The sequence below is a fragment of the Olleya sp. Ti.3.14 genome, from assembly GCF_038154885.1.
Lineage (GTDB): Bacteria > Bacteroidota > Bacteroidia > Flavobacteriales > Flavobacteriaceae > Olleya.
The window spans coordinates 74,256-88,170 of record NZ_JBAKAO010000010.1; the positions used below are offsets into that span (position 1 = coordinate 74,256).

At 32.5% G+C, this 13,915-nt stretch carries 12 protein-coding genes; 3 read left to right on the forward strand and 9 right to left on the reverse strand.

Annotation, left to right across the window (positions count from 1 at the left end):
* Window positions 1–2: 2 nt before the first annotated feature.
* The 3 genes from V6251_RS13085 to V6251_RS13095 form a co-directional block, all read right to left on the reverse strand.
* A complete protein-coding gene (locus V6251_RS13085) occupies window positions 3–1,031 on the reverse strand; it encodes a rod shape-determining protein (protein WP_028283484.1) in 1,029 nt (342 codons plus the stop codon).
* Window positions 1,032–1,277: 246 nt separating this feature from the next.
* The gene (gene purH / locus V6251_RS13090; protein WP_341588574.1) at window positions 1,278–2,807 is read right to left on the reverse strand and encodes a bifunctional phosphoribosylaminoimidazolecarboxamide formyltransferase/IMP cyclohydrolase; all 1,530 of its coding nucleotides are present in this window, start codon (window positions 2,805–2,807) and stop codon (window positions 1,278–1,280) included.
* Between the two features lie 99 nt (window positions 2,808–2,906).
* The gene (locus V6251_RS13095; RefSeq protein WP_145003324.1) at window positions 2,907–3,362 is read right to left on the reverse strand and encodes a GAF domain-containing protein; all 456 of its coding nucleotides are present in this window, start codon (window positions 3,360–3,362) and stop codon (window positions 2,907–2,909) included.
* Between the two features lie 79 nt (window positions 3,363–3,441).
* Here V6251_RS13095 and xrtF point away from each other — a divergent pair, with 79 nt between their 5' ends.
* From xrtF to V6251_RS13110, 3 genes are all read left to right on the forward strand, one after another.
* The gene (xrtF, locus tag V6251_RS13100) at window positions 3,442–3,984 is read left to right on the forward strand and encodes an exosortase family protein XrtF (protein WP_341588575.1); all 543 of its coding nucleotides are present in this window, start codon (window positions 3,442–3,444) and stop codon (window positions 3,982–3,984) included.
* Window positions 3,985–4,413 (forward strand): exosortase F system-associated membrane protein, encoded by a 429-nt coding sequence (locus tag V6251_RS13105; RefSeq protein WP_341588576.1) that lies wholly within the window; start codon window positions 3,985–3,987, stop codon window positions 4,411–4,413. It abuts the gene before it with no gap.
* 198 nt (window positions 4,414–4,611) lie between these two features.
* Entirely contained in the window at window positions 4,612–8,565 is a 3,954-nt protein-coding gene (locus V6251_RS13110) for a LamG-like jellyroll fold domain-containing protein (protein WP_341588578.1), read from the forward strand.
* Window positions 8,566–8,642: 77 nt separating this feature from the next.
* Here the strand turns inward: V6251_RS13110 and groL are convergent, their stop codons facing one another.
* The 6 genes from groL to V6251_RS13140 form a co-directional block, all read right to left on the reverse strand.
* The gene (gene groL, locus V6251_RS13115; protein WP_341588579.1) at window positions 8,643–10,274 is read right to left on the reverse strand and encodes a chaperonin GroEL; all 1,632 of its coding nucleotides are present in this window, start codon (window positions 10,272–10,274) and stop codon (window positions 8,643–8,645) included.
* Between the two features lie 117 nt (window positions 10,275–10,391).
* The gene (locus tag V6251_RS13120) at window positions 10,392–10,670 is read right to left on the reverse strand and encodes a co-chaperone GroES (RefSeq protein ID WP_028283491.1); all 279 of its coding nucleotides are present in this window, start codon (window positions 10,668–10,670) and stop codon (window positions 10,392–10,394) included.
* A 142-nt stretch (window positions 10,671–10,812) separates the two neighbouring features.
* Window positions 10,813–11,169, reverse strand: coding sequence for a preprotein translocase subunit SecG (secG, locus tag V6251_RS13125; RefSeq protein ID WP_145003309.1), 357 nt, complete (start codon window positions 11,167–11,169; stop codon window positions 10,813–10,815).
* A gap of 13 nt (window positions 11,170–11,182) precedes the next feature.
* A complete protein-coding gene (locus tag V6251_RS13130; RefSeq protein WP_341588581.1) occupies window positions 11,183–12,103 on the reverse strand; it encodes a hypothetical protein in 921 nt (306 codons plus the stop codon).
* A gap of 4 nt (window positions 12,104–12,107) precedes the next feature.
* On the reverse strand, window positions 12,108–12,614 hold the full coding sequence (locus V6251_RS13135; RefSeq protein WP_145003303.1) for an LptE family protein: 507 nt from the start codon (window positions 12,612–12,614) through the stop codon (window positions 12,108–12,110).
* A gap of 30 nt (window positions 12,615–12,644) precedes the next feature.
* On the reverse strand, window positions 12,645–13,913 hold the full coding sequence (locus tag V6251_RS13140) for a sigma-54 interaction domain-containing protein (protein WP_292942796.1): 1,269 nt from the start codon (window positions 13,911–13,913) through the stop codon (window positions 12,645–12,647).
* Window positions 13,914–13,915 lie beyond the last annotated feature (2 nt).

The window sequence follows — 13,915 nt, forward strand, 5'->3', positions numbered from 1 at the left end:
TACTACTTTATCAATACACTTTTGTATTTCGGAATATTTTTAAGTGTGATTCCTGTACCTCTAACAACAGCGCGTAATGGGTCTTCTGCAATATAAACAGGTAAATCTGTTTTTTGCGACAGACGTTTATCTAAACCACGTAACATAGATCCTCCACCAGCAAGATAAATACCAGTATTGTATATGTCAGCAGCTAACTCTGGAGGTGTTTGAGATAAAGTTTCCATAACCGCATCCTCAATACGTAAAATGGATTTGTCTAAAGCCTTAGCAATCTCTCTATAACTAATTTGTACTTGCTTAGGTTTTCCAGTTAATAAATCACGTCCTTGAACGCTCATATCCTCTGGCGGAAGGTCTAAATCCTCAGTAGCAGCACCAATTTGTATTTTAATTTTTTCAGCAGTACGCTCTCCAACATATAAGTTATGTTGTGTGCGCATGTAATAAATAATATCGTTAGTAAAAACATCACCTGCAATTTTTACAGATTTGTCACAAACAATACCTCCTAAAGCAATGACTGCAATTTCAGTAGTACCACCACCTATATCCACAATCATATTCCCTTTTGGTTGCATAATATCTACACCAATACCAATAGCAGCAGCCATAGGCTCATGTATTAAGTAAACTTCTTTACCATTTACACGTTCGGCACTTTCTTTTACCGCACGCATTTCTACCTCAGTAATTCCAGACGGAATACAAATAACCATACGTAAAGCAGGCGTAAATAATTTCTTTTTTAACGCAGGAATATTTTTAATAAACAAACTTATCATTTGCTCAGACGCATCAAAATCTGCAATTACACCATCTTTTAAAGGTCTAATAGTTTTAATGTTTTCATGCGTTTTACCTTGCATCATGTTGGCTTCTTGTCCAACAGCAATGATTTTTCCGCTAATACGGTCACGTGCAACTATGGAAGGAGCATCGACAACGACTTTGTCGTTATGAATAATTAAAGTGTTGGCAGTACCTAAATCTATAGCGATTTCTTCTGTCAGGAAATCAAAAAATCCCATGTTTTATTTGTAATTATAAGGCGTTATTAAAAAGATGCGGTAAAAGTAATAAAAGTATGGTAATATAAGGATTTAATACCTTACAAATTTTATTAATCGTCACACAATTAGAAGATACGTTTAAAAACAAGTTTTGGACGTTTTACGCTTTCGCGGAAATTTAGCCAAATGGTATAAAAAAAAGCTTCAGTCTTTAAACTGAAGCTTTTAGTTATTTGAAATTCTTTCGTTTAAAAATAAAACTGATTAGTGTTTAAAATGACGCGTACCAGTCATAACCATTGCAATATTATTATCGTTACAATAATCAATACTTAATTGATCTTTAATAGATCCTCCAGGTTGGATTACACTAGTGATTCCTGCGTTAGCAGCTATTTCAACACAGTCAGGAAACGGAAAAAATGCATCACTAGCCATGACGCTATCTTTTAAATCAAAGTTAAAAGACATAGCTTTATGTATGGCTTGATTTAAAGCATCAACACGACTAGTTTGACCAGTTCCGCTAGCACATAATTGTCTATTTTTTACTAAAACAATAGTATTTGATTTTGTGTGCTTACATATTTTTGAGGCAAAAATTAAATCATCAATAGCATCGCTAGAAGGTTTGCTATTTGTTACATAAGTTAAATCTTCAATTTGGTCTGTTTTATTATTTTTATCTTGTACTAAAACTCCGTTTAAACAAGTTCTAACTGTTGTTGGAGCAAAATCAGTGTCTTTTAAAACAAGTAAGATTCTGTTTTTCTTACCTTTTAAAATTGCTTCGGCTTCCGTAGTAAAAGAAGGTGCAATTACAACTTCACAAAATAATTTATGAATCTCTGAAGCACAAGCCTCATCAATTTCAGTATTACTAATTAAAACACCACCAAAAGCAGATACTGGATCACCAGCTAATGCATCTAAATACGCATTTAATACTGTGTCACGTTGTGCAAACCCACAAGCATTGTTATGTTTTAGTACTGCAAATGTAGGTTGTTCACCTTTAAATTCTTGAATTAAATTTACTGCAGCATCAACATCTAAAAGGTTGTTGTAGCTTAGTTCTTTACCATGTAGTTGTGTAAAAAGTGCATCAAAGTCTCCGTAGAAAAACCCTTTTTGGTGTGGGTTTTCTCCGTAACGTAAAACTTTACCATTAGTCTCGCTAATTTTTAAAGCAGGAATAGTTTGGTCTGCATTAAAGTAGTTAAAGATAGCAGAGTCGTAATGCGATGACACATTAAAAGCTTTTGCAGCAAATGCTTTTCTGTCAGCTTCAGATAAATTTCCTTTTTTATCAGTAATTAATTCTAAAAATTCAGCATAATCATCAACAGAAGACACGCAAATGACGTCTGCATAGTTTTTTGCAGCAGCACGAATTAAAGAAATCCCTCCAATATCAATTTTTTCGATAATATCTTGGTTAGAAGCACCAGAAGCTACTGTTTTTTCAAAAGGATATAAATCAACTATAACGACATCTATTTGTGGAATGTCAAAGTCTTTCATTTCTTTAACATCACCATCATGGTTTTGTCTATTTAAAATTCCTCCAAATACTTTTGGGTGTAACGTTTTTACGCGACCACCTAAAATAGAAGGGTAAGAGGTCACATCCTCTACAGGAACGACATCAATACCAAGATTTTTAATAAAAGTTTCGGTTCCACCAGTAGAGTAAATGGTTACACCTTGTTTATTTAGCTCTTTAACGATAGGTTCTAGTCCATCTTTGCTAAATACTGAGATTAATGCAGATTTAATTGTTTTGTTGCTCATTATAGTTGTGTTAATAAGCAAGCAAATTTAAGCAAAAGGAAATTGTTTTAGTTGAAAAACTTTAGTGGTTTTTCAACTAAAACAAGTAGTTATTAACATCTAAAGTATTTCTGAAACTTTACTACAAACAAACTCTAAAAAGCGCTCATCAGCTTCTGTAAAAGGATCAGGAGTGTTAGAGTCGATGTCTATTTGTCCTATGTTTTCTCCATTTACAAAAATAGGAACGACAATTTCAGCCTTAACAGTTATGCTACATGCAATATAATTATCTTGTGCAGCAACATCAGGGACTACAAAATTTTGATTGCTTACTGCGACTTGACCACAAATACCTTTTCCAAAAGGGATAATGGTATGGTCTGTTGGTGCGCCAACGTATGGTCCTAGTTTAAGCTCGTTTTTATCTCCATTTTTAAAGTAAAAACCTACCCAATTATAATAGGAAACGTTGTCATCTAGTAGTTGGCAAATTTGTAATAATTTTTCGTCTCTAGTGTTATTTGTATTGGAAACAATAGTTTCAATCTGAGGTTTTAAAGTTTCGAAAGCCATTTATTTGAAAATTTTGGTAAAAGTATTTAAAAAGACGTAATTTTAACCATTATAAAAACTTAAAATTTATTCTTTTTTATTGAAAGATTTAATTGTAAAATATCGACTAGTAATCAAGTTTATACTTACTTTTTTGTTGGTATACGGATTTTTATCTCTGGCATATAACTTTTATTTAGACGCATCAAAAAGTAGTTTGTATTATCCCGATTACATTACTAATTTGGTCGCTAACCAATCTAAAAACTTACTAGAAAATTTTGGATATTCGACACAAGTTATTCCGCATCCAAATGAACCATCGATGAAGTTGATACTAGAAGGTAAGTATTTGGCTAGGGTAATAGAGGGTTGCAATGGTATGAGTATAATTATTCTATTTGTTTCTTTTATTGTAGCTTTTTCAGGAAAAATTAAAACAACAGTTTTATATTTATTATCAGGTTGTGTCTTATTGTATGTAGTTAATCTTTTACGCATCGTTATATTATCTATTGGATTATACCATTATCCTTGGCGTAAGGAAGAGTTGCATACAGTTATTTTTCCCGCTATAATTTATGGTATGGTTTTTTTATTGTGGATGTTTTGGGTTAATCGGTTTTCCAATATCAATAAGTAGATGAAAAAATGGTATAAATATGTTATAGTAGCTTTTTTATTTATGCTTTTGGCATTAATAAGATGGTTTGAGAATGAGTTGTTTTATGATCCCTATTTATTGTTTTTTCATAATGATTATCTATACATGGATTCTCCAAGACAAGAGGTGTTTAAGTTAGTGGTCAATACCTCGTTTAGATATTTTTTAAATACAGTAATTTCGTTACTTATATTATATGCTTTTTTTAAAGAAAAAAGTTTGATAACATTTTCTAGTATAATTTATATAATTTCATTTATTGTTTTGATAATGTGCTACTTGTATTTTGTTTTAGATCCAAAACAAGAAAATTATTATATCTTTTTTAACCTTCGTCGTTTTTTAATACAACCTATTATTTTGCTATTGCTGTTTCCTGCATTTTATTATAATAAATTACGCCAATAATTTAAGGTTACAGTACTCTAATATGCTTGTTTTTAGTGTTTTTTATCGTTAAAATAATCATTTTCTTACACTTAGTCGGTTATAGTTGATTTTTAGCGATTAAATGATTTCAGTCTATTGTTGTAAACCTACTTTTGCTTCAATATCATTTACTTTGCCCAAGTGATGATATATCCCTCAAATTAAAAATCTTAACCTATGAAGAAAACTACTTTGTTTTTCAGTGCGCTTTTGTGTGCGATGTTATTTTTGTCTTTTACAGCCCAAGCTCAAGAATCAGATTTTGATAGTGATGGTATTGTTGATCGATTAGATGTCGATGACGATAACGATGGGATCAGAGATACTGTAGAGTGTCCCACTATTCCTGGAGCTGCTAATGCACAAGGTGATAAAATTTCTTGGGAATTAAATAATATTCAAGTTTATACAATTGGAGCTAATACTAACGGTTTAGGTTACCAAGAGTCTGGTTTTCAAAAAGAAGTGTATGATAGAGGTCAGCCTTTAACGGTTTTAAATGGTGCTTCGGATTATTCTTTTACGCAAACTACAGCAGGTACAGCTACAACTACTTTAGGGACATTTGCAAATGGTACGTTAGATTTTGAACATAATTACATTTACAGACCTACACCAATTCACCAATTTAGAACAACTACTTCTGGTGGTTTTACTTCGGGTAGTGGCCCTTCTAATGGTTTATATGTCCACCCAGAGGTAGGTAATCTAACGGGAGATTACTATACTGTAAACGTAAATTTTACTGAACCTGTAGCATCATTTAGTTTTGATTTTGTAGATATATACGATACTAATGCTAATACTGAGGTTATAAACTACGAAGTATATGCAGACGGAAACTTAATCGCATATTTTAGCAATGCGTATATTGGAGATGACCAATTAGGAAACATTAATTTATATGATGCTAACGGTACTTTTAGAGGATCTGTCTTAGCTGGACAAAATATTGAAAACACTATAGGTTTTGTTACTAGTGATCCTGTTAGTCATGTTGCTATTAGACACATTGTAGTTTCGGGTCAATTAGGAGCGAGCACTCATGATCCTCATGGATTAGATAGTTTAGCTTACAGTTTTTTATGTCAACCACAATTTGATATTGATGTTGATAATGATGGTATTCCTGACAATGTTGAAGCACAGACAACAGCTGGATATATAGCTCCAAGTGGAGTTGTAAATACAAGTGGTGCTAATAATGGTATGTATAATAATTATGGTTCTGGATTTACACCTGTTAATACAGATGGGACAGATTTACCAGATTACCTAGATACAGATACTGATAATGACGGAATTTTAGATATTAACGAAAACGGTCAGGCTAGCTCATTATCTAATATTGATACTGATAAAGATGGTTTAGATAATAATTTTGATTTTGTAACTGTAGTATACGACTCAAATGACGAAGTGACTACAGGAGATATTCCAAACCTTGTGTCTTCTTTTGGAGATTTTGATAATGATGCAGCAACAGGAGGTGATTTAGATTATAGGGATAATAATACAGCTATTATTGGATCTAATACCATAGATTTTGATGGTGTTGATGATTATTTGGATGCACCTAATTTTATTAGTAATTGGACAGAAGCTACAATGATGGCTTGGGTTAAAATTGAAGGGAATAATACTGCACTACCAAATCTGTTTAGCATAGTCGGACAAGAAAATATGCGCTTATACATTAGCAATGGTAGAGTGCCAGGATTTCTTGTGTATACTCAGGATCAAGTTACTGCATCAGATAACTATCCTGATACAAGTTTTACAGCATTACCAGATCCTTCACTTAATTTAAAAATTGAAAGTGATTTATGGTATCATATTGCAGGTGTTTTTGATGCATCAACAAACTCTGTTAAACTATATGTTAATGGTGAGTTAGTTGGTACTGAAACAGATCCATTATTAAATTCAGAATTACTAACTAAAAATTTTAATGGAACGTCTCATATTTATTCAAGTAGACCTTTTACTGTTGGAAGATATCCAACCAATACTAGTCCAGCAGGTTTTGGACATTTAGATGGTAATATAGATGAGGTTAGAGTCTTTAAAAAAGCGTTAACTACAGATCAATTACAGAGTATGGTTTATCAAGAAATTGAAAATAATTCTGGAACAATACAAGGTGCTACAATTGAAAAAAATATTATTGATTTTACAACGTCAGCACCAATACAATGGTCTACATTAGAAGCATACTATCCAATGACAAGTATTGTTAATGGTTTAGCTTATGACGAATCTAATGCATCGCGTCATTTAAAATTAAATAACATAACAACAATACAAGAACAAACTGCACCTATGCCTTATCAGTCATCTAGTAATGGAGCTTGGACAGACGAAAGCACTTGGTTACATGGTGATGTTTGGGATATCGAAAACTTACCAAACAAAGATTGGTCAATAGTACATATTAAAAACCGAGTGACTACTAATGCGTCACACACACATTTAGGTTTAATTATAGACAATAATAAAAGGCTTGTCGTTAATGGAGATAATGAGATTAAAAATACTTGGTATTTAGAGTTAAATGGTGTTTTAAATTTAAAAAATGAATCTCAGTTAGTACAAACTAGATTAAGTGAATTAAAAGTGACAAGCTCTGGTAAAATTTTAAGACGTCAACAAGGGACTAATAATGTTTACAGATATAACTATTGGAGTTCTCCTGTAGGAGCACAAAGTACAGTGGCTAATAATACAGACTTCTCTTTAAATATGTTAAGTGATGCTGATGGAGCAATACAGTTTACAACAGGTTATACGCCTCCAGTTACTACTCCAGCAACGTTAAGTACGTATTGGTTATATACTTACAAAAATGGATTTAACTACTATCAATGGGCTCCATTGGATGAAAATTCTGGTATTGAAGCAGGAGTAGGTTATTCGCAAAAAGGAACAGGAGTAGGGACTACTGATTTTGAGTACATTTTTGAAGGCAAACCAAATAATGGTGATATTTTAATTAGTGTCAATGATGCAGGTGGACCTGGATCTGTAGGAGGTATATCTAAAACACAGTATTTATTGGGTAATCCTTATCCGTCAGCTATCGATGCAAATGCTTTTATTGATGATAATGAGGGTTTAATTAATGGAGCAGTCTACCTTTGGGAGCAATGGGCTGGTAATAGCCATGTTTTAAATCAATATGAAGGTGGTTATGCTATTTTAAATAAATTAACTGGAGTTAGAGCATATCAATTTGTAGGTTTAGATGGAGCAGATACAGGTGTGCAAAGCGGAACTAAAACTCCAAAACGTTACATTCCAGTTGCTCAAGGTTTTATGGCTGAAATTGTAGGAAGTGGAAATATAGAGTTTAACAACGATCAACGTGTGTTTAAAACGGAAGCGTCTGGTGAATCTCAATTTTTAAGATCTAGCTCAATTACAACGCAAAATAATGATGCTTCAGAAATGCAAATTATGAGATTAGAATTTGAAACATCTAATCATTTAATTAGAGAATTAGTTTTAGGATTTGGGGATAATACTGGAGATGATGTTTTTGATTACGGTTATGATGCTAAAGCAAATGATTTATTTGCAAATGATTTATTGTCAACTTTAAATAACGAAAAATATGCTATTCAAGCATATTCTACAATTCAATCTGATAAAGAAGTAGCATTAGTTTTAAATAGTGATGCAACTGTAACTTATTCTATTAGAATGACTGAGGTAGAAAATATTGATGATGATCAAGTAATCTATTTATATGATACCTTAGAAGGTGTATATCATGATTTAAGAACAGGAGATTATAACTTTAGTGCGACAGCAGGAGAAGATACTACTCGTTTTAAAATTGTATTTAATTCAGGTGAATCTTTATCAAACGAAGACTTTGAAGCTGCTAACGATATTTCAATTTTTGTAAATAATAATCTAAGCCAACTACATATTAAAGGTTTGAGTCAAGATGTAAAAAGCTTAAATTTAATTAATATGCTAGGTCAAAATGTAATGAAAATGACTAATGTAAGTGCAAACCAAGTAAGCTCAGGAGTTAAACTTAGTAACTTAAGTACTGGAGTTTACATTGTAGATGTTACTTTAAAAGATGGAAGAACATTATCTAAAAAAGTTACGATTAACTAATTTAGATTTAAGTATATAAAAAAGCCTCAACATTTGTTGAGGCTTTTTTTGTATTTTAATGATAGGTTTAGAATGTATTACATCATTCCTGGCATACCTCCACCCATAGGCATTCCGCCTCCAGCGCTTTCTTCTTTAATATCAATTAAAGCGCACTCAGTAGTTAAGATCATTCCAGCAACAGAAGCAGCATTTTCTAATGCAATTCTTGTTACTTTTTTAGGATCTATAATACCAGCTTTAAGCATATCTACGTAAGTTTCTGTCTTAGCATCGTATCCAAAGTCTTTTTTACCTTCCATAACCTTAGAAACAACAACGCTACCTTCTCCACCAGCATTTTCAACTATAGTACGTAAAGGCGCTTCAATAGCACGCGCTACAATTTGTATTCCTGTAGTTTCGTCTAAGTTTTCAGTAGTAATCTTTTCTAGAACAGATTTTGCTCTAACTAAAGCAACACCACCTCCAGCAACAATACCTTCTTCTACAGCAGCACGAGTTGCGTGTAAAGCATCATCTACACGGTCTTTTTTCTCTTTCATTTCAACTTCACTAGCTGCACCAACATATAGTACTGCAACACCACCTGCTAACTTAGCTAGACGTTCTTGTAGTTTCTCTTTATCGTAGTCACTAGTTGTTGTTTCAATCTGAGCTTTAATTTGATTAACTCTGTTTTTAATTAAGCTTTTGTCTCCAGCTCCATTAACAACAGTTGTGTTGTCTTTGTCAATTGTAACACGTTCTGCAGTACCTAACATTTCTAAAGTAGTATTTTCAAGAGTAAATCCTCTTTCTTCAGATATAACAGTTCCTCCAGTTAAAATTGCAATATCTTCTAACATAGCTTTTCTGCGGTCTCCAAACCCTGGCGCTTTAACTGCAGCAATTTTAAGAGATCCACGTAATTTATTAACTACTAAAGTCGCTAAAGCTTCTCCATCAACATCTTCTGCAATAATTAATAAAGGTTTACCTGATTGAGCAACTGGCTCTAATACTGGTAATAAATCCTTCATTGTAGATACTTTTTTATCGTATAATAAAATGTATGGATTTTCTAAATCAGTAATCATTTTGTCACTGTTAGTCACAAAATAAGGAGATAGATAACCTCTATCAAACTGCATACCTTCTACAATATCGACGTACGTTTCCGTTCCTTTAGCTTCTTCTACAGTGATAACACCTTCTTTTCCAACTTTGCCAAATGCTTTAGCAATTAAATCTCCAATAACATCATCGTTATTTGCAGATATAGAGGCAACTTGTTTTATTTTTTCAGAAGAGTTTCCTACTTCTTTAGATTGTTTACCTAAATCAGTTACTATAGCTTCTACTGCTTTGTCAATTCCACGTTTTAAATCCATTGGATTGGCACCTGCAGCAACGTTTTTTAAACCTTCTTTTACTATAGCTTGTGCTAATACAGTAGCGGTAGTTGTTCCGTCTCCTGCTAAATCATTAGTTTTTGAAGCTACTTCTTTTACCATTTGAGCTCCCATATTTTCTAATGGATCCTCTAATTCTATTTCTTTAGCAACACTTACTCCATCTTTAGTAACGACAGGAGCACCAAAAGATCGGCTAATAATAACGTTTCTTCCTTTTGGTCCTAAAGTAACTTTTACTGCATTTGCTAATGCATCTACACCACGCTTTAATCCATCACGTGCTTCTACATCAAATTTTATGTCTTTTGCCATTTTTATTTTATTTTACTTACAGTTTGAAGAATTATCTATGAACTATAAGATTGATTAATTGTAATAATTTTGTTTTGAAAACTTTTAAGAACGCTTTGTCCTAAATTGTAAGCCATATTAGATAATAGCCATAATGTCTTCTTCACGCATCATTAAATACTCTTTTCCGTCTAATTTGATTTCAGATCCTGAATATTTTCCATAAAGTACTGTGTCTCCAACTTTAACCGTTAACGGTTCGTCTTTTTTACCGTTTCCAATAGCAACGATAGTTCCTTTATGTTGTTTTTCTTGAGCTGTGTCTGGTATGTATAAACCAGAAGCTGTTTGTGTTTCCGCAGGAAGTGCTTCAACTAGCACACGGTCTGCAAGTGGCTTAATGTTTAATTTACTCATAATATATATGTTTAATTAATTAGAATATTTGTGCTTAACAATAAGCTAAAAATGTGCCAATAGAAGACAACTGACAAACTTGCAGAAACAAAAAATGCCAACTGATTAAGTTGGCATTTTAAAGTATATTTTTGAAAAAGGATTATTCTCCAGCTTCAGGTGTAATTTCTTTTGTTGCTTCATCTGCAGTTGGAGCAGGAGTAGTAGGTGTTGGTAACTCTATATTATCACTTTCTAAAATTTTAGATTCTCCAGCAGTTCCATTTCTATCAATACCTAAGCTAGAAGCTAAGATTAATGCTAATAAGATAGTTGCTAATGTCCAAGTACTTTTGTCTAAAAAGTCTGTTGTTTTTTTGACACCACCTAATTGTTGTGTTCCACCACCTCCAAAAGAAGAAGATAATCCTCCACCTTTAGGGTTTTGTACCATTATTACGACTACTAGTAGAAATGCTACTATCACGATTAGGACTAAAAAGATTGCAAATGTGCTCATTATAATATGTTATTTATTCTTGTAATTTTTCTATTGCTTTAATTTGGTCTGCAAAGAAACCACTTTTTTCTGGATATTTCAAACTTAAAATTTTATAAGATTGAATCGCTTTTTTATAGTTTTTTTGTTCCACATAAATACGTGCTAAAGTTTCGGTCATTAATGACTCTGGTTGAATCATTTGTTCTTTAGCTATATTGTGGTTTGTAATGTTTGATTTTTTTGCTTCTAACTTTGGGTTTTTAGTAATAAACTTATCAATTAACTCAAACTTTTTAGCACGCTCAATTTCATTTATATCATTACTCTTTTCTGTTTCAGCGGTAGCATTAGTTGTTTTGTTATCAACTGTTTCTCTTTCAATGGGCTTGTATTGCGCTAAATTTAACCATTCGTTAAAACTATGTGTTTCTGATTTTTCAAATTGTAGAGGCGTTCCTATTTTAAGTATAGCTTCTGCTTTTTCAGTATCGTTATTAGTTTTGACGGTATCTAAATTGCTGTCTTCAAATTTATTGTTTTCAGTTTTTGGCTGAAATAATTCTGGATTTATAGTATGTCTAGCGTCTTCAATATGTTGATTAAGCGCAGCGTCATGGCTTGTTATATTGCTTGCAGAAATATCTTCTGTAACGACTTCTATGCTATTGATGTAGTCTAAATTATGTTTTATGTATTCTGAAACTTCATTTTGATTAAAAGTCTCAGAGGTAATAAAGTCAAATAAAATACTTCGGTCTGTGGTATAAGCAGCTGTAGTTTTTAACGCTTGATTGTATTTAAAACTTTCTTTGTTTTTTAAACCTTTAAGATAAATGGCTCTAGCCGATTGAAAATACGGAAACTCTTTAATAATACTATCAAGCAGGTCTGTTTGATCCGTATTTATTAGTTGAGGCTGTTGAAGTATTTTGGATAATTCTTGGCTAGTCATTTGTTTACCAATTAGCAAGTGATGCGTTAAAAATATCTTGTGTTAGACGTTCAAAAATTTCTTCAAAAGCAGTGGTTTTGATTGCGCCTGATAATAGCTCGCTACCTGTATAATCATAGTAAAAAGAGAATTTTTTTTCAAAATCATTTTCGTCATCTTTTTTATTATAATATCTAACATTTACACCAATAGTTAATCTGTTTTGTGCTGCAGTACTGTTTGCTGTTGCAGTAGTTGGAGAAATACGGTATTCTGTAATTTCGCCTTCGTACACTAAATCTCCATTTGAGTTAACTAGGCTTAAACTGGTTTGATTTAGTATTAAGTCTTGTAAAGCTATGGTAAAATCTCTTTCTAATCCTGGCTCTACCAAAGGTGCATTATTTTGAAAATAATTAACCTGAAACGTTTTAGCATCTCCTAGGTCTTGTACACCTGTAAATGAATATGCACCACAACCAAACACGGTTGCAATAATGGTTAGTAATAAAATATATTTAAGTGGTTTCATGTAATTATTGTTTTGCTTTAAAACGTTAGATTATAAATCAAATTGTTTGATTTTACGATAAAGTGTACGTTCGCTAATACCTAACTCTTCTGCTGCTAGTTTGCGTTTTCCGTTATGACGCTCTAAAGATTTTTTTATTAATTCTAGTTCTTTATCATGCAATGACAAGGTTTCTTCTTCTTCAATTTCTTCTGCAAAGTGGTATTTATCTTGAGCAGTATCTATAGGATTAGAATTAGAAATCCCAGAATTTTGTGCTATAGATAATACTTCCATGTCTTCTACATGCTCATCAAACTCGGCTTCACTTTCATTTTCGCCATAAATTTTCTGAATTAATGTTTCATTGTTTTTCTGAACATCTTTTGCATTACCGGTTTTCATTAATTCCATGGTTAGCTTTTTTAAGTCGTTTAAATCGGCTTTCATGTCAAATAATACTTTGTATAGTATCTCACGCTCGCTACTAAAATCACCTTCGGACTTGGCATTATTAATAACTGCTGGAAGATTATTTCCGCTTGGTAAATAACTATCTAAAACTTGTGCTGTAATGGTCCTGTTTTGTTCTAAAACAGAAACTTGTTCTGCAACATTACGCAGTTGTCTTATATTTCCGCTCCAGCGATATTTTAATAATAAATTTATGGCATCATCCGATAATTTGATGGTTGGCATTTTATATTTTAATGCAAAATCACTAGCAAATTTTCGGAATAATATATGGATGTCTTCTTGTCGCTCTCGTAAAGGCGGAAGATTGATGTCTACTGTACTTAAACGGTAAAATAGGTCTTCTCTAAATTTTTCTTTTTTAATAGCATCAAACATATTTACGTTTGTTGCTGCAACAATCCTTACATTGGTTTTTTGTACTTTACTGGATCCAACTTTTATAAACTCACCATTTTCTAAAACACGTAAAAGACGTACTTGTGTAGTTAATGGTAACTCTCCAACTTCATCTAAAAAAATGGTGCCTCCATCTGCAACTTCAAAATAGCCACTTCTAGTAGCAGTAGCACCTGTAAAGGCACCTTTTTCGTGTCCAAAAAGCTCGCTATCTATTGTTCCTTCTGGAATGGCACCACAGTTAACTGCAATATATTTACCGTGTTTACGATGCGATAATTGATGGATTATTTTTGGAATACTCTCTTTTCCAACACCACTTTCTCCTGTTACTAAAACAGAAATATCTGTTGGAGCGACTTGAATTGCTTTTTCAATAGCGCGATTTAATGTCGGGCTATTTCCAATAATTCCGAAACGTTGTTTTATTGATTGTATAGATTCCATTT